Origin of the sequence: Mesorhizobium sp. M1E.F.Ca.ET.045.02.1.1, from assembly GCF_003952485.1 — a bacterium.
Classification (GTDB): Bacteria; Pseudomonadota; Alphaproteobacteria; order Rhizobiales; family Rhizobiaceae; genus Mesorhizobium.
The window spans coordinates 1801214-1816601 of record NZ_CP034447.1; the positions used below are offsets into that span (position 1 = coordinate 1801214).

A 15388-nucleotide genomic window follows, 5' to 3' on the forward strand; every position below is an offset into this window, starting at 1 on the left:
GTCTCGATCCCTACTGCTCCTCGACCACCCTTGTGCCCTCGAATTCCGGCAGCCAGTGCAGCGCCGAGCGATGCCAGTATTGCGTCCTCGGCACCAGCTGGTCGCGCTGGCGCGCCGTGCCTGTCCTGACGCCATAGACCTTCGGCCCGTCGCCGACCGATGTCGCGTATAGGTGCGAACCGCAATCGCCGCAAAAGCCCTGCGCCCGCTTGGCGCCGCTCGACCCGGTCTTGATGTAGACCTTGGGCTCGCCCTTGGTGATGCGGTAATCTTCTTCAGGCACCCGTACGGTGACGCGAAAAGCCGTGCCGGTGAGTTGCTGGCAGTCCGTGCAGTGGCAGATCGAGGTCTTTTCCGGGTCGACCTCCGCCTCATAGGTGATGGCGCCGCAATGGCACCCGCCGTCGATCTTCATCGGGCTTACTCCCCAAAGGTTACTTCGCTCAAACCTAATCCTCTTCGGAGGCCTCGGCGATAGCCTTGCGCCTGCGCTCCCATGTGCCAGTCGCCTGCGGCTTGACGAACAGCTTGATGATTTCCGGCATCTCTTTCCTCAACCGCGCCTCCAGCCGCTCGACGCAGGCCTCGATCTCGGGCGCGGTCAGATGGTCCTCGAATTCGATGCTCAAGCCGGCGACGATCTCTTGCGGGCCGATGTGAACGCTCAATATGCCGTTCGCCCGCTGGACTGCCGGATCTTCCTCAGCGATCGCCAGAACCTTGCGCTGCACCTCGGGCGAAGCGGGCTCGCCGAGGAGCAGGCCCTTGCTCTCGCGCGCCAGGAAGATCGCGGTGGCGCCAAGGATGATCGCGATGCCGATCGAGCCGGCGCCGTCGAGTTCGGGGATCTCCAGGAGCTCGGCAGACAGGATGCCGGCGAAGGCGACGATCAAGCCGAGCAGTGCCGCGCTGTCCTCGAACAGCACCGTGTAGACGCTCGGGTCCTTGCTGCGGCGCACCGCCTGGAACCAGCCCTGCTTGCCCTTCTGCTGGCGGAACTCCTTCAGCGCCACCAGCCAGGAACTGCCTTCGAACAAAAAGGACAGGCCAAGCACGATGTAGTTGACCTTGGCGTTGACGACCGGCTCGGGCGCCATGATGTGGATGATGCCCTCGTAGAAGGACACGCCGGAGCCGAGCGCGAACACCAGGAGCGCGACGATGAAGCTCCAGAAATAGAGCTCGCGCCCGTGGCCGAGCGGATGCTTGCGGTCGGGTGGGCGTGCGGCGCGACGCATGCCGTAGAGCAGAAGCGCGCCGTTGCCGGTGTCGACCAGCGAATGCACACCTTCCGACAGCATGGCGGAAGAGCCGGTGAAGAATGCCGCGGCGAACTTGGTCAGCGCGATCGCGAGGTTGCCGGCGAGCGCGGCGTAGATCACCCTTTTCGAGCCGCTGTGCCCTGCCATCCGCTTCCCGATCCTCTTTGGAGCGCCGAGCTTAACGACCTGCCGACCGAAGCTCCACAGACAATGCGCCAATGGCTCCGAGGTTCAAGGAGAGTGACGCACAGCCGGACCAACTGCCGAAACCTGTTTCGGGGCCGGCGGATCAAGGGAAAACGGTTGACATCCGGGAAGCCGGCTTCGAAGCGTCAAACGGCCTCTTGCGATCCGGCGCTTCTCTTGTTTCACTTGAGGCGCCCACAAATCGGAGGAGCGAATCATGGCTAAAGGTGCGATGAAGGCGGGCAAGGAACCCCGCAAGCCGAAGAAGGACGCGAAGAAACCAGCCGCGGCCCCGGCTCCGAAGGCGCCGCCGGTCAAGGCGATGCGCATCAAGGAGAAGTAGACCGCCGGCGCGGCCGATCCGTCTCGAGTGAAACCTGAACCGGCGGCATGCCGAATGCTGCCGGTGTTTTGTTGATCGGGGAGCGGAGCTCACTATATCAGTGCGGCGAGGACGACCTCGCTTCCCGAAAACCGGCCGGGACGACCCGCCACCTCAGGCATCGGACAGCGATGCCGGATGAGGGAGCGTTTGCGATGTCCTGGGTTCTTCTTTTTTTCGCCGGCCTGTTCGAGATCGGCTGGGCCATCGGCCTCAAATACACCGATGGCTTCTCGAAACCGCTGCCGACCGGGCTCACCGTCGCCTCGATGATCGTCAGTCTCGGCCTGCTCGGGTTGGCGCTGAAGACATTGCCCGTCGGCACCGCCTATGCGGTCTGGACAGGCATCGGCACCGTCGGCACGGCCTTGCTCGGCATATGGCTGCTCGGCGAGCCTGCGACCGCGGTCCGGCTTTCCTGCATCGGCCTGATCGTCTGCGGCATTGTCGGGCTGAAGCTCGTCGCCTGACGCGTCCAGCACAAACGCCTTCAGGGCCGCCACTGGCGACCCTGAAGCATCTTCGAACGAAACTATATTCCGGGCGCGTACGCCTTAGCGGGCGGAGAAGCCCGGAGGCGTCCTGCCGACACGCGCCTTGCGGGCGGCGTAGCGTGCGTCGCGCTTGGCCTTGCGCTCGGCCTCTTCGGCGAGCACGCGGGCGATGCGTTCGGTCTCCTCGGCTTCGCGGATCTTCGCCTCGGCCGCCGCCGCCTCTTCGGCGGCACGACGAGCCGCTTCCGCGGCTGCCTCGCGCTCGGCCTTCTCGGCTGCTTCGCGCGCCAGCTTTTCCTGCTTCAGCCTGGCCTTCTCGGCCTCGCGGATCGCGCGGGCCTCGAGGATCGCCTTACGCTCCGCCTGACGCGCCAGCACCGCTGGATCATCTGCTGCCGGCTTTGCCTTGAAACGCTCCAGGAGCGCCTTCTTTGCCTCGTTCGCGGCGTTGCGCCGCTCGAATATGTCTTTTTCCCTGTAGATAGCCAAATCCACTTCCCTGCAGTCAATTCGCGACGCTTACATACGCGCGAAAGCGATGAGTTCAAGCGCCAAAACGGTATGCCAGCCATGAAAATCTGAGCTGTTGCCGCCGGGATACGTCACCGCGGCGCGATGCACTGTTCACAAATCGCGCCTCTGGCGGGCGGCAAGGCCGATCGCTACGTCTTGCGCCGACAATCAACGCTCGAACACCTCATCAGGATGCAATCGAAATGGAACTCGGCCTCTACACTTTCGCGGATGTCAGCCCGGAACCGGGCCCCGGCGCCATCGGACCGCACGAACGGCTGCGCAATCTGATCGAGGAGGTCGAACTGGCCGACCAGGTCGGTCTCGACGTGTTCGGCCTCGGCGAACATCACCGCCCCGACTATGCTGCTTCGGCGCCGGTCGTGGCACTCGCGGCAGCCGCGGAGCGGACGAAGCGCATCAAGCTCACCAGCGCGGTCACCGTGCTCTCTTCCGACGATCCGGTGCGCGTCTTCCAGCAGTTCGCGACGCTCGATCTTTTGTCCAGCGGCCGCGCCGAGATCATGGCCGGGCGCGGCTCCTTCATCGAATCCTTCCCGCTGTTCGGCTACAATCTCGAGGACTATGACGAGCTCTTCGCCGAGAAGCTCGATCTCCTGCTCGCCATCCGCGACCAGGTGAAGGTGACGTGGCAGGGCAAGCTGCGCGCGCCGATCAACGGCCGCGGCGTCTATCCGCGGCCCTTCCAGGAAAAATTGCCGATCTGGATCGCGATCGGCGGCACGCCGCAGTCGGCGGCACGGGCCGGCGCGCTCGGCCTGCCGCTTGCGCTTGCCATCATCGGCGGCGAGCCGGCCCGTTTCGCGCCGCTGTTCGAAATCTATCGGGAGGCGGCAAGGCGGGCCGGCAACGACCCGGCCTCGCTTGCCACCAGCCTCAACGTGCACGGCTTCATCGCCGAGACCACGGAGAAGGCGGCCGACGATTTCTACGCACCGCAGGCCGAGGTGATGAACCGGATCGGCCGCGAGCGCGGCTGGGGACCGACCTCGCGGGCGCATTTCGACCACGCGCGGGGTCCAAGCGGCGCCCTGTTCGTCGGCAATCCTGAAGCTGTGGCGGAAAAGATCGTCGCCCAGCACAACATCTTCGGCAACGACCGCTTCCTGCTGCAGATGGCCATCGGCGCCATGCCGCATGCCAAGATCATGAAGGCGATCGAGCTCTACGGCACCAGAGTGGCGCCGATCGTGCGCAAGGAGACGGCGAAGGCCACGCCCACCGCAGCGGCGCCCGCCTGAAGACACCGCCGACGAAGGCTCTATCTCTTTGTTTTAACGCAATTCCGGACGGAAAACCGCCTCACACTTTTCCTGGAATTGCTCTAACGGAACCTTGGTGCGGCGGACACGTTTTTCTCGACGATTGCACCGGTAGCGGTGCTCGACGGGAAACTGATGAAAGCCGAAACGACCGCTTCGGGCGCGAGCGTTGCCGAGAGCGTCGATCCGCCGACCGGCGCCCGCGCCGAATTGCGGCTGATGCGATCGCTGCTGATCGGCATCTTCATTCTATTGACGGTATTCGCGCTCTATTTCGCCCGCGCTTTCTTCATGCCGGTCATCCTCGCCTTCCTGCTGGCGCTGACGCTGACCCCGATCGTGCGCTTCCTGCGCAAGCACGGCATTCCCGACGCGCTGTCCGCGACGCTGCTGGTGCTGCTCTCCGTCTTCTTCGTCGCCAGCGCCGGTTATCTGCTCAGCGGCCCGGTCATCGACCTCATCAACAACACCTCGTCGATCGGCCAGCAGCTCACCGAGCGGCTGGCGCCGTTCAAGCGGCCGCTGGAAAGGGCTATCGATATCTCGCGCCAGTTGGAAGCGCTGACCGAGACCTCGCAGGAACCGGGCGTGCAGAAGGTCGCGGTGGCGTCGTCGGGCATCCTACCCACCGCAGCCGGCAATATCCTAGGGGCAGGCACCAGCATCACCATCGTCTTCGTGCTGTCGCTGTTCCTGCTCGCCTCAGGCACCCTGTTCTACGAGAAGATCGTCCAGTCCTTCACCAGCCTCAGCCAGAAGAAGCGGGCGCTGCGCGTCGTCTATGACGTCGAGAGCGAGATCTCGCACTATTTGCTCACCGTCACGGTCATCAATGCCGGCCTCGGCACGGTGATCGGGCTTGGCCTGTGGGGGCTCGGCATGCCGAACCCACTGGTCTGGGGCGCGGCCGCGGCGCTGCTCAATTTCCTGCCCTATGTCGGCGCGCTGATGACCATCCTCCTGGTGATGGTCATCGCGCTGATCAGCTTCGATACGATCTCCTACGCGCTGCTGGCGCCAGCCTTCGTGCTGTTGTGCGATATCGTCGAGGGCCAGTTCGTGACCCCGACGGTGGTCGGCCGGCGGCTCGAGATCAACGCGGTGGCGATCTTCATCGCCATCGCCTTCTGGTCGTGGCTGTGGGGTTTCGTCGGCGCGCTGATGGCGGTGCCGCTGCTGGTGGTCATCAAGGTGTTCTGCGACCATTTCGACGGCCTCAGCCATGTCGGCAATTTCCTGGCGGCGCAGCAGACCTTCGTCATCGACGACGAGCCGGCCGAGAACGATCACAAGGCCGCAGGCTAGGCCAGTCCCGATCCGAGGCGTGGTCCATCGTTTGCGGCCTCGGCGGGGAGTGCCTATATCGGGCCGGTCATGCCGGACCTGCCTTGATGAGCGACTTCGATCTCGACGCCTATTTCGCCCGCATCGGCTATGGCGGGCCGACCGACAGCTCGCTCGTCACGCTGCGGTCGCTGCATTTGGCTCATCCGCAGGCGATCCCGTTCGAGAACATCGATGCGCTGATGGGCGTCTCGGTCGGGCTCGATCCGGCTTCGCTGCAGGACAAGATCTTCCGGCGCGGCCGCGGCGGCTACTGCTTCGAGCACAATCTGATCTTCATGCACGCGCTTGGAGCGCTGGGCTTCAATGTGAGCGGGCTCGCCGCCCGCGTGCTCTGGGGCCAGCCGGACGACGCCGTCACGGCGCGCAGCCACATGCTGCTGCGCGTCGATCTCGACGGCAAAATCTACATCGCCGATGTGGGCTTCGGCGGCCTGACGCTGACGGCACCGCTGCTGCTGGAGCCGGATCTCGAACAGCGGACGCCGCACGAGACGTTCCGCATCGTCGAGGGCGCCGATCATTTTCGCCTGCAGGCCAATATCGGCAGCGCCAGCATCGGCGGCGATTGGCGCACGCTCTACCGCTTCGACATGCAGCATGCCTACGAGGTCGACTATCAGGTGAGCAGCCATTTCCTGTCGACGCATCCGACCTCGCATTTCCTGTCGACCCTGGTCGCGGCGCGCGCCCTGCCCGACAGGCGCTACGCGCTGCGCAACAACCGGCTGTCGACCCATCATCTCGGCGGCCGCACCGAGCAGCGGGAGATCGCGAGCGCCGCCGAGCTCGCCGAAGTGCTGGAGAACCAGCTCGCCATCGTCATTCCCGACCGCGCCGCCTTCGAGGCCAGGCTGCTGCAGAAAAACATCATGGAGACCTGATCTATGACAGCCCTTTCGGTTCTCGACCTGTCGCCGATAACCCTCGGCAGCAATGCCTCTCAGTCGCTGGCCAACTCGCTCGACCTTGCCCGCCATGCCGAGCGGCTGGGCTACAAGCGCTATTGGCTCGCCGAGCACCACAACATGCCGGGCATTGCAAGCGCGGCGACTTCCGTTGTCATCGCGCATGTCGCCGGCGGCACCAGGACGATCCGCGTCGGCGCCGGCGGCATCATGCTGCCCAACCATGCGCCGCTGGTGATTGCCGAGCAGTTCGGCACGCTCAACGCGCTTTTTCCGGGCCGCATCGACCTCGGCCTCGGCCGCGCGCCAGGCACCGACGTGATGACGGCGCGGGCGCTGCGCCGCAATCTGGAAGCCAGCGACAACTTCCCCCAGGACGTGGTCGAGCTGATGGGCTATTTCCAGCCGGCCGAGGAAGGCCAGCGCATCCGCGCGGTGCCCGGCGAAGGCCAGGACGTGCCAGTCTGGATCCTCGGTTCCAGCCTCTACGGCGCGCAGCTCGCGGCGCTCCTTGGCCTGCCCTATGCGTTCGCCTCGCATTTCGCGCCGGCCGAACTCGACCACGCGCTGGAGGTTTATCGGACCCGCTTCCAGCCCTCGGCCCAGCTCGACAAGCCCTATGTGATGCTCGGCATCAATGTCTTCGCAGCACCCACCGACGCCGAGGCGCGGCTGCTGTTCAGCTCGCTGCAGCAGGCTTTCGTCAATCTGCGCAGCGGCCGGCCCGGGCAACTGCCGCCGCCGGTCGAAAACTATGACCGCGACCTCGATCCGGTGGCGAAGAGCATGCTTTCCCAGGCGCTGTCCTGCGCCGTCGTCGGTTCGCCGGAAACGGTCCGCCAGGGCATCGACGCCTTCGTGCGCCGCACCGGCGCCGACGAATTGATGGTGACGGCGCAGATGTTCGACCACGCGGCAAGGGTGCGCTCCTTCGAGATTCTGTCCGACGTCCACAAGTCGATGTCGCAAGCCGCCTGACCGACTCACTGGCTTTGCCTGACACACTCGTCTGCCAGCTGTTTGTTTTTACGCAATTCCGGACGGAAAACCGTTTCACACTTTTCCTGGAATTGCTTTAAGGGCAGGCCACCCTCCTTAAGCGCGAGCCTTTCCCGTGACCGACGATCTCGACCAGCGCATGCATTTCGCCATCGATCTGGCGCGCCGCGCCGGCGAGCTTGGGCTGAGATATTTTCGCGATCTCGAAAATCTTACCATCGAGAGCAAGGGCCATCAGGACCTGGTCTCCGACGGCGACCGGAACGTCGAGCTCTTCATCCGCGCGGCGATCGCCGAGGCTTATCCGGACGACGGCATCGTCGGCGAGGAGCATGCGCCGGTGACCGGCAGGACCGGCCATGTCTGGGTGATCGACCCGATCGACGGCACCGCCAATTTCGTGCGCGGCATTCCCGCCTGGTGCGTGGTGATCGCCTGCGCCAAGGACGGCGAGACCATCGTCGGCGTCATCCATGAGGCTTCCACCGGCGAGACCTTCCACGGCCGCCTTGGCGGCGGCGCCTTCGTCAACGGCCGGCCGATCAAGGCGAGCGCCGCCACCTCGCTTTCCGAAGGCTCGGTCGGAACCGGGCTTTCGAACCGTGCGGCCACGGAACATGTGGCGGTGCTGATCAGCATGATCATGGCCGAAGGCGGCGTCTTCTTCAGAAACGCTTCCGGCGCGCTGATGCTCGCCTATGCCGCGGCCGGGCGGCTGCTCGGCTATGTCGAGGAACACATGAATGCCTGGGACTGCCTTGCCGGCATGCTTCTGGTCGAAGAGGCGGGCGGCACGGTGCTGAAGCCCGACCCGAGGACGGTCGTCAGCCAGGGGACGCAAGTGATCGCTGGCGGAAGCAACATCTTCCCGAAGCTGCGCGCGCTTTGCACGGAGGCGTTCCGAGACTAGCCCTTCGGCACCAAAAGCAAGGCGTGTCGAGATTCGAGTCCGGCCGAGCCTTAAATGACGATGACCTTGGTGCCGATCGGGGCGCGGTCGTAGAGATCGATGATGTCCTGGTTCATGAGGCGGATGCAGCCCGCCGACACTGCCTTGCCGATCGACCACCATTCAGGGCTGCCGTGCAGGCGATAGCCGGTGTCACCCTTCTCATTGTAGAGATAGAGCGCCCGCGCGCCGAGCGGGTTCATAAGTCCGCCTTCCATATGGGCCGGTATGATGTGGCCTCGATTGCGCTCGCGCACGATCATCTGGGACGGCGCGCTCCAATCGGGCCATTCGCGCTTCCTCGCGACCTGCGCGGTGCCATGCCACTCGAAGCCCGCCTTGCCGACACCGATGCCGTAGCGCAGCGCCTGACCGTCTCCCAGCACGTAGTAGAGGAATTTCGCTCCTGTATCGACAATGATGGTGCCGGGCGCCTCGTCGGTTGCATAAGGCACCGTCTGCCGATGGAGTTTCTGGTCGACCTTGTAGATCGGAACCGGCGGGATGCGGAAACCGGCGTCGGTGAGGCCGCCATAGGCCAAAGGAGAACTCTGCAACCCACCGCCGGTGGTGCAGCCGGAGAATGCGAGCATCCCGGCAAGTACCACGATCAGGATCGATTTCGCGCGCATGATCCAAGCCGGCGCTCGTGCCGGCGATCTGCCTTATCCTGCCTTATTCGTAGTCCCGCATGCCTCGCTTGCCAAGCGTTCTATCTTCTCCGCCGGCTGATTGCCGGCACATGGCGGCAAAAGATGTTTTCAGGCTTATTCGCGACCCAAAGTCACGCCCCCAGGGCAAAGCTTCTCCCGGCCGCCATGCGGCTGATGCATGACGACGATGTTCCGTTCGGGAAAAATCCTGTCTGGGCAATGAGATAGGGCAAATCCGGATCGACCCCGGCTGGTGACGGGCCGGCTCGTTTCCCGAGCCCCTGCCGGACGGCAGCCACCTTGCGCAGAATGCTTGCGCGCCGTGCCGCCTGTTCTTATATACGCGCCAGCCGTTCGGCCTTGAAAACCCGGGACCGTGACGGAATTCTTGTGAACAGGGGCTTTCGTCGGAACGCCTTATCAGGGTCCTGAGAGCCTGCTTAGCGGAGAGACTAGAACAATGGCAAAAGTTATCGGTATCGACCTCGGAACCACCAACTCCTGTATCGCCATCATGGACGGCAAGGAGCCCAAGGTTATCGAGAATGCGGAAGGCGCGCGCACGACCCCTTCCATCGTCGCCATCAACAGCGACGGCGAACGCCTCGTCGGCCAGCCGGCCAAGCGCCAGGCGGTCACCAATCCTGAAAACACCATCTTCGCGGTCAAGCGCCTGATCGGCCGCCGCTATGACGATCCGGTGACGGAGAAGGACAAGAAGCTTGTCCCCTACAAGATCGTCAAGGGCGACAATGGCGACGCCTGGGTCGAGGCCGGCGGCAAGAAGCAGTCGCCCAGCCAGATCTCGGCCATGATCCTGCAGAAGATGAAGGAAACGGCGGAAGCCTATCTCGGCGAGAAGGTCGAGAAGGCGGTCATCACCGTTCCGGCCTATTTCAACGACGCCCAGCGCCAGGCGACCAAGGACGCCGGCAAGATCGCCGGCCTCGAGGTGCTGCGTATCATCAACGAGCCGACGGCGGCGGCGCTCGCCTACGGCCTCGAGAAGAAGGACGGCAAGACCATCGCCGTCTATGACCTTGGTGGCGGCACGTTCGATATTTCGGTGCTCGAGATCGGCGACGGCGTCTTCGAGGTGAAGTCGACCAATGGCGACACCTTCCTCGGCGGCGAGGACTTCGACATGCGCCTGGTCGAGTACCTGGCGGCCGAGTTCAAGAAGGAACAAGGCATCGATCTGAAGAACGACAAGCTCGCTTTGCAGCGCCTGAAGGAGGCTGCCGAAAAGGCCAAGATCGAGCTGTCGTCGACGACGCAGACCGAGATCAACCTGCCCTTCATCACCGCCGATGCCACCGGGCCGAAGCACCTGACGATGAAGCTCACCCGGGCGAAGTTCGAGAGCCTGGTCGAGGATCTCGTGCAGCGCACGATCGACCCCTGCAAGGCGGCGCTCAAGGACGCCGGCCTGAAGGCGGGCGAGATCGACGAAGTGGTCCTGGTCGGCGGCATGACCCGCATGCCCAAGATCCAGGAGATCGTGAAGCAGTTCTTCGGCAAGGAGCCGCACAAGGGTGTCAATCCGGATGAGGTCGTGGCGCTCGGCGCCGCCATCCAGGCCGGCGTGCTGCAGGGCGACGTCAAGGACGTGCTCTTGCTCGACGTGACGCCGCTGTCGCTCGGCATCGAGACGCTGGGCGGCGTGTTCACCAGGCTGATCGAGCGCAACACCACGATCCCGACCAAGAAGAGCCAGGTGTTCTCGACGGCCGAGGACTCGCAGTCGGCGGTGACCATCCGCGTCTTCCAGGGCGAGCGCGAGATGGCGGCCGACAACAAGCTGCTCGGCCAGTTCGACCTGGTCGGCATTCCGCCGGCCCCGCGCGGCGTGCCGCAGATCGAGGTCACCTTCGACATCGACGCCAACGGCATCGTCAATGTCTCGGCCAAGGACAAGGGCACCGGCAAGGAGCACCAGATCCGCATCCAGGCGTCCGGTGGCCTGTCCGACGCCGACATCGAGAAGATGGTGAAGGACGCCGAGGCCAATGCCGATGCCGACAAGAAGCGCCGTGCCCTCGTCGAGGCCCGCAACCAGGCCGAGTCGCTGGTGCATTCGTCCGAAAAGTCGCTGAAGGAGTATGGCGACAAGGTCTCGGAGGCCGACCGTACCGCGATCGCCGACGCGATCGCGGCGCTGAAGACCGCCGCCGAGGGCGACGATGCAGCCGACATCGAGGCCAAGTCGCAGTCACTTGCCGAAGCTTCGATGAAGCTTGGCCAGGCCATGTACGAGGCCTCGCAGAAGGAAGCGGCCGAAGCCGACGCCAAGGCGGATGCCGCCAAGGATTCGGACGTGGTCGACGCCGACTTCGAGGAAATCGACGAAGACGACGACAAGAAGAAGTCGGCCTGAGCCGGCCGACGGCAGATCATGCGAACGACCCCAAAATCGGTATCGATTTTGGAAAGGATCATGCGCCAATTCAAAAGTGCTACAGCGTCCTTTGCGCGTCCGAGAGGACGCGCGGCGCTGTAGAAAGCCCGGCGCAGAGCCGGGCTTTTTTGCAACCCTGGGCGAAAAAGTGACGGAAAACATGGGCCGAGCCGGGCTCGCTACTAGCATCCGGGCAGCATCGCTCCTAAATCCAACAACGTGCCGGCAAACGACGCAACAATGCTTGAAGACATTGAGCATCCGGACCGCGGGAAAAAATGAAAGCTGATTTCTACGAAACCCTGGGCGTGCAAAAAGGCGCCGACGACAAGGAGCTCAAGAGCGCTTTCCGCAAGCTCGCCATGCAGTTCCATCCCGACCGCAATCCCGGCGACCACGCCTGCGAGCACAAGTTCAAGGAAATCAACGAGGCCTACGAGACGCTGAAGGACCCGCAGAAGCGCGCGGCCTATGACCGTTTCGGCCACGCCGCCTTCGAGCAGGGCGGCATGAACGGCGCCGCGCACGGCTTCGGCGCCGGCGGTTTCGCCGACATCTTCGAAGACATTTTCGGCGACATGATGGGCGGCCGCCAGCGCCGCTCGTCAGGCGGCCGCGAGCGCGGGGCGGACCTGCGCTACAATATGGAGATCTCGCTCGAGGAGGCATTCTCCGGCAAGACGGCGCAAATCCGTGTGCCGGCCTCCATTTCCTGCTCGGAATGCTCAGGGACCGGCGCCAAGCCCGGCACGCAGCCGGTCACCTGCGCCATGTGCCATGGCCACGGCAAGGTGCGCGCCACGCAAGGCTTCTTCTCGATCGAGCGCACCTGCCCGCAATGCCAAGGTCGCGGACAGACGATCAAGGACCCCTGCGCGAAATGTGCCGGACAGGGCCGCGTCACCGAGGAGCGTTCGCTGTCGGTCAACATCCCCGCCGGCATCGAGGACGGAACCCGTATCCGGCTTGCCAATGAGGGCGAGGCCGGCCTGCGCGGCGGTCCTTCCGGCGACCTCTACATCTTCCTCGCGGTCAAGCCGCACGAATTCTTCCAGCGCGATGGCGCCGACCTCTATTGCAAGGTGCCGATCTCGATGACGACCGCCGCCCTTGGCGGCTCGTTCGAGGTCACCACCCTCGACGGCACGCAGACCAAGGTGAAAGTGCCGGAAGGCACCCAGAACGGCCGCCAGTTCCGGCTGAAGGGCAAGGGCATGCCGGTGCTGCGCCAGCCCAATGTCGGCGACCTCTACATCCAGACGGCGGTCGAAACGCCGCAGAACCTGTCGCGCCGCCAGCGCGAACTGTTGGAAGAGTTCGAGCAGCTCTCGTCGAAGGACAACTCGCCCCAGTCGAGCGGCTTCTTCGCCCGCATGAAGGACTTTTTCGAGTCCTTTGGCGACAGCTGACGTCATTTTTTGACGCAAGTCGTTATCCCAAAACCGCCTCACACTTTTGGGCAACTTGCGTTGGCAGCATTCCCGAGCGTCATCAACACCTTATGCCAGCTTGACGCCTTGCCTTGTTCCACCTAGCTGATAAGTAGCGGGTGGGGAGCGTTGAGGAGAGCTCGCATGGCACGTGGTCCCGGGTTGCGCAAAGCGCTGGCGGAAAAATTCGACGACGAGCTGAAGTTCTTCAAAGGCTGGATCGACAAGCCGAAAGCGGTCGGCTCGATCGTTCCCACCAGTTCGATCACCGCCCGCAAGATGGCCTCGATCGTCAACCCGAAATCGGGACTGCCGGTGCTCGAGGTCGGACCGGGCACCGGCGTCATCACCCGCGCCATCCTGGCCCAGGGCGTGAAGCCGGAAAACCTCTACGCGATCGAATACTCGACCGACTTCGTGCGCCATCTGCGCAGGCTCTATCCGCGCGTCAACGTCATCGAGGGCGACGCCTTCAACCTCGACGCCACGCTCGGCGACAAGCGCGACATGGTATTCGATTCGGTCGTTTCCGGCGTGCCGCTGCTCAACTTCCCGGTCGCCCAGCGCATCGCCTATATCGAAAGCCTGCTCGACCGCATCCCGGCCGGCCGGCCGATCGTGCAACTGACCTATGGCCCGCTGTCGCCGATCCCGCCCGGCCGCGGCAATTACAAGGTCAAGCATTTCGACTTCATCATCCGCAACATCCCGCCGACACAGCTCTGGATCTACCGGCGCGAAGGGCATTAGACGAGAAGGGAGTAGGGGGGTAAGGCAGTAGGGGAGCAGGGGGAATGAACGGCTCGATTTCCGGACTTTTCCCTACTCCCCTACTGCCCTATTCCCTTACTCCCCTATTTCTCCCGGGTGGCCGATGGCAGTGATCCCAAGAATTCTCGTCTTCGCCGGCTCGATCCGCACCGGTGCCTTCAGCGGCAGGACGGCCGACGTGGCGCAGAAGGAACTCGCCATGCACGGCGCCGAGGTGACCCGCATCTCGCTCGGCGACTATCCACTGCCGATCATGGACGAGGACCTGGAGAAGGAAAAAGGCATCCCCGAGAATGCCGTGAAGCTCGGCTATCAGATCGCCGCCCATGACGGACTCCTGATCGCGACGCCGGAATATAACGGCTCGATCCCGCCGCTCTTGAAGAACTCGATCGACTGGGTGAGCCGGATCCGGCGCGACGGCAGCCGCTCGTTCAGGCCGCTCTACGGCAAGCCCGTGGCGCTCTGCTCCTCTTCCGAGAGCAAGTTTGCCGGCATACGCTGCATCAACCACCTGCGCGCGGTGTTGGTGCGCTGCCAGATGGACGTGATCACGCCGGAATGCTCGGTGTCGAACGCGGATGAGGCGTTCGCCGAGGACGGACAATTCCGGGACGAGAAACTGCACCAATCGATGGAGCGCCTATGCCGCACACTGATCGAAACCTCGCGCATGCTGTCCATCCGGATCGAGGCCTGATGCATCCGGCAGAGACCATGCGCGACAGGCTGATCGTCGGCCTCGACGTGCCGACGCTGAAGGAGGCCGAAAAGGCGGTGCGCGAGCTCGAAGGCACCGTCTGCTTCTACAAGATCGGCTACCAGCTCGCCTTCGCGGGCGGGCTCGATTTCGCGCGCGAGCTCGCCAGCGGTGGCACCAAGGTCTTCCTCGACATGAAGCTGCTCGACATCGACAACACAGTGGCCAAGGGGGTCGAGAACATCGTCAGGATGGGGGTCTCGATGCTGACGCTGCATGCCTACCCCAAGGCGATGAAGGCGGCGGTCGAGGCCGCCAAAGGCAGCGAGCTCTGCCTGCTCGCGGTGACCGTGCTGACCTCGATGGACGAGCAGGACATGATCGACGCGGGCTACGAATATGACCCGCACACGCTGGTGCTTAGGCGCTCCGAACAGGCGCTGCATGCCGGCATGGGCGGCATCGTCTGCTCGGCCGAGGAGGCTGAAGCAGTGCGCCGGATCGTCGGACCCGACATGGCGGTGGTGACGCCCGGCATCCGGCCGGCCGGCAGCGACCATGGCGACCAGAAACGCGTGGTGACACCGGCGCAGGCCATCCGCAACGGCTCCAGCCACCTCGTCGTCGGCCGGCCGATCGTCAAGGCGCCCGACCGGCGCGCGGCGGCCGAGGCGATCCTGGCCGAGATGCAGTCGGCCTGATTTTCAAACAGGAGAAAAAGAATGCCCAAGGGATATTGGATCGCTCGCGTCGATGTGCGCGACCCGGAAGGCTACAAGGATTATGTCGCCGCCGCCAAGCTCGCCTTCGATCGTTTCGGCGTGAAATTCCTGGCGCGCGGCGGCGAGCACGAGAAGGCCGAGGGACCCAGCCGTGCGCGCAACGTCATCATCGAGTTCGAATCGCTCGCCGCGGCGCATGAGTGCTACCACTCGCCGGAATATCAGCGCGCCGTCGCCATCCGCCAGAAGGTAGCTGACGGCGAGATCGTGCTGGTCGAGGGGGTTTAGTTGGTCGAGGCAAGGGGTGGCTGATTGGCTGCGTTGGCACGTTGCAGATTAGCCGAAACGCCCATCTTGTCGTCATCCACGGGCGGAGCAAGGAGCGTAGCGACGC

17 protein-coding genes are annotated in these 15388 nt (G+C 64.1%); 13 read left to right on the plus strand and 4 right to left on the minus strand.

The window, feature by feature from the left end; translation table 11 throughout:
• Positions 1 to 10 precede the first annotated feature (10 nt).
• Both EJ070_RS08480 and EJ070_RS08485 read right to left on the minus strand, forming a co-directional pair.
• A complete protein-coding gene (locus EJ070_RS08480; RefSeq protein ID WP_126090937.1) occupies positions 11 to 415 on the minus strand; it encodes a GFA family protein in 405 nt (134 codons plus the stop codon).
• 34 nt (positions 416 to 449) lie between these two features.
• Positions 450 to 1409, minus strand: a complete 960-nt coding sequence (locus EJ070_RS08485) for a cation diffusion facilitator family transporter (RefSeq protein ID WP_126090938.1) — start codon at positions 1407 to 1409, stop codon at positions 450 to 452.
• 256 nt (positions 1410 to 1665) lie between these two features.
• On the opposite strand from EJ070_RS08485, the gene EJ070_RS37435 reads away from it, so the two are divergent.
• Positions 1666 to 1791: a hypothetical protein gene (locus tag EJ070_RS37435; protein WP_082953831.1), complete on the plus strand. Its 126-nt coding sequence runs from the start codon at positions 1666 to 1668 to the stop codon at positions 1789 to 1791.
• 194 nt (positions 1792 to 1985) lie between these two features.
• Complete coding sequence (gene sugE / locus EJ070_RS08495; RefSeq protein WP_126090939.1) at positions 1986 to 2300, plus strand: quaternary ammonium compound efflux SMR transporter SugE; 315 nt, start codon at positions 1986 to 1988, stop codon at positions 2298 to 2300.
• Positions 2301 to 2384: 84 nt separating this feature from the next.
• On the opposite strand, the gene EJ070_RS08500 is transcribed toward sugE, so the two are convergent.
• Complete coding sequence (locus EJ070_RS08500; protein ID WP_126090940.1) at positions 2385 to 2813, minus strand: DUF6481 family protein; 429 nt, start codon at positions 2811 to 2813, stop codon at positions 2385 to 2387.
• 227 nt (positions 2814 to 3040) lie between these two features.
• Here EJ070_RS08500 and EJ070_RS08505 point away from each other — a divergent pair, with 227 nt between their 5' ends.
• From EJ070_RS08505 to EJ070_RS08525, 5 genes are all read left to right on the plus strand, one after another.
• On the plus strand, positions 3041 to 4099 hold the full coding sequence (locus EJ070_RS08505) for an LLM class flavin-dependent oxidoreductase (RefSeq protein ID WP_126090941.1): 1059 nt from the start codon (positions 3041 to 3043) through the stop codon (positions 4097 to 4099).
• A 156-nt stretch (positions 4100 to 4255) separates the two neighbouring features.
• Positions 4256 to 5425: an AI-2E family transporter gene (locus tag EJ070_RS08510; protein WP_126090942.1), complete on the plus strand. Its 1170-nt coding sequence runs from the start codon at positions 4256 to 4258 to the stop codon at positions 5423 to 5425.
• Positions 5426 to 5511: 86 nt separating this feature from the next.
• Positions 5512 to 6348, plus strand: coding sequence for an arylamine N-acetyltransferase (locus EJ070_RS08515; protein WP_126090943.1), 837 nt, complete (start codon positions 5512 to 5514; stop codon positions 6346 to 6348).
• A 3-nt stretch (positions 6349 to 6351) separates the two neighbouring features.
• Positions 6352 to 7350, plus strand: a complete 999-nt coding sequence (locus tag EJ070_RS08520; RefSeq protein ID WP_126090944.1) for an LLM class flavin-dependent oxidoreductase — start codon at positions 6352 to 6354, stop codon at positions 7348 to 7350.
• A 136-nt stretch (positions 7351 to 7486) separates the two neighbouring features.
• Positions 7487 to 8281 carry an inositol monophosphatase family protein gene (locus EJ070_RS08525; protein ID WP_126090945.1) on the plus strand — a complete coding sequence of 265 codons (795 nt, stop codon included), beginning with the start codon at positions 7487 to 7489 and terminating at the stop codon, positions 8279 to 8281.
• Between the two features lie 50 nt (positions 8282 to 8331).
• Here EJ070_RS08525 and EJ070_RS08530 read toward each other — a convergent pair whose 3' ends face one another.
• Positions 8332 to 8952, minus strand: coding sequence for a L,D-transpeptidase (locus EJ070_RS08530; RefSeq protein ID WP_126090946.1), 621 nt, complete (start codon positions 8950 to 8952; stop codon positions 8332 to 8334).
• A 481-nt stretch (positions 8953 to 9433) separates the two neighbouring features.
• Here EJ070_RS08530 and dnaK point away from each other — a divergent pair, with 481 nt between their 5' ends.
• The 6 genes from dnaK (at position 9434) to EJ070_RS08560 (ending at position 15282) form a co-directional block, all read left to right on the plus strand.
• Positions 9434 to 11350, plus strand: a complete 1917-nt coding sequence (gene dnaK, locus EJ070_RS08535) for a molecular chaperone DnaK (protein ID WP_126090947.1) — start codon at positions 9434 to 9436, stop codon at positions 11348 to 11350.
• Between the two features lie 299 nt (positions 11351 to 11649).
• Entirely contained in the window at positions 11650 to 12780 is a 1131-nt protein-coding gene (dnaJ, locus tag EJ070_RS08540) for a molecular chaperone DnaJ (RefSeq protein ID WP_126090948.1), read from the plus strand.
• Positions 12781 to 12945: 165 nt separating this feature from the next.
• Positions 12946 to 13551, plus strand: a complete 606-nt coding sequence (pmtA, locus tag EJ070_RS08545; RefSeq protein ID WP_126090949.1) for a phospholipid N-methyltransferase PmtA — start codon at positions 12946 to 12948, stop codon at positions 13549 to 13551.
• A gap of 124 nt (positions 13552 to 13675) precedes the next feature.
• Positions 13676 to 14272, plus strand: coding sequence for an NADPH-dependent FMN reductase (locus EJ070_RS08550; RefSeq protein WP_126090950.1), 597 nt, complete (start codon positions 13676 to 13678; stop codon positions 14270 to 14272).
• Positions 14272 to 14973 carry an orotidine-5'-phosphate decarboxylase gene (gene pyrF / locus EJ070_RS08555; protein WP_126090951.1) on the plus strand — a complete coding sequence of 234 codons (702 nt, stop codon included), beginning with the start codon at positions 14272 to 14274 and terminating at the stop codon, positions 14971 to 14973. The genes EJ070_RS08550 and pyrF overlap by 1 nt, the downstream gene beginning before the upstream one ends.
• Positions 14974 to 14994: 21 nt before the next feature.
• Positions 14995 to 15282 (plus strand): DUF1330 domain-containing protein, encoded by a 288-nt coding sequence (locus EJ070_RS08560; protein ID WP_126090952.1) that lies wholly within the window; start codon positions 14995 to 14997, stop codon positions 15280 to 15282.
• The last annotated feature ends 106 nt before the right edge of the window (positions 15283 to 15388 follow it).

What these genes read in the sequence shown, in the direction of transcription:
- EJ070_RS08480 (WP_126090937.1), bottom strand. Translation starts at nt 415, where the DNA reads ATGAAGATCGACGGCGGGTGCCATTGCGGCGCCATCACCTATGAGGCG.
- EJ070_RS08485 (WP_126090938.1), bottom strand. Translation starts at nt 1,409, where the DNA reads ATGGCAGGGCACAGCGGCTCGAAAAGGGTGATCTACGCCGCGCTCGCC.
- EJ070_RS37435 (WP_082953831.1), top strand. Translation starts at nt 1,666, where the DNA reads ATGGCTAAAGGTGCGATGAAGGCGGGCAAGGAACCCCGCAAGCCGAAG.
- sugE (WP_126090939.1), top strand. Translation starts at nt 1,986, where the DNA reads ATGTCCTGGGTTCTTCTTTTTTTCGCCGGCCTGTTCGAGATCGGCTGG.
- EJ070_RS08505 (WP_126090941.1), top strand. Translation starts at nt 3,041, where the DNA reads ATGGAACTCGGCCTCTACACTTTCGCGGATGTCAGCCCGGAACCGGGC.
- EJ070_RS08510 (WP_126090942.1), top strand. Translation starts at nt 4,256, where the DNA reads ATGAAAGCCGAAACGACCGCTTCGGGCGCGAGCGTTGCCGAGAGCGTC.
- EJ070_RS08515 (WP_126090943.1), top strand. Translation starts at nt 5,512, where the DNA reads ATGAGCGACTTCGATCTCGACGCCTATTTCGCCCGCATCGGCTATGGC.
- EJ070_RS08520 (WP_126090944.1), top strand. Translation starts at nt 6,352, where the DNA reads ATGACAGCCCTTTCGGTTCTCGACCTGTCGCCGATAACCCTCGGCAGC.
- EJ070_RS08530 (WP_126090946.1), bottom strand. Translation starts at nt 8,952, where the DNA reads ATGCGCGCGAAATCGATCCTGATCGTGGTACTTGCCGGGATGCTCGCA.
- dnaK (WP_126090947.1), top strand. Translation starts at nt 9,434, where the DNA reads ATGGCAAAAGTTATCGGTATCGACCTCGGAACCACCAACTCCTGTATC.
- dnaJ (WP_126090948.1), top strand. Translation starts at nt 11,650, where the DNA reads ATGAAAGCTGATTTCTACGAAACCCTGGGCGTGCAAAAAGGCGCCGAC.
- pmtA (WP_126090949.1), top strand. Translation starts at nt 12,946, where the DNA reads ATGGCACGTGGTCCCGGGTTGCGCAAAGCGCTGGCGGAAAAATTCGAC.
- EJ070_RS08550 (WP_126090950.1), top strand. Translation starts at nt 13,676, where the DNA reads ATGGCAGTGATCCCAAGAATTCTCGTCTTCGCCGGCTCGATCCGCACC.
- pyrF (WP_126090951.1), top strand. Translation starts at nt 14,272, where the DNA reads ATGCATCCGGCAGAGACCATGCGCGACAGGCTGATCGTCGGCCTCGAC.
- EJ070_RS08560 (WP_126090952.1), top strand. Translation starts at nt 14,995, where the DNA reads ATGCCCAAGGGATATTGGATCGCTCGCGTCGATGTGCGCGACCCGGAA.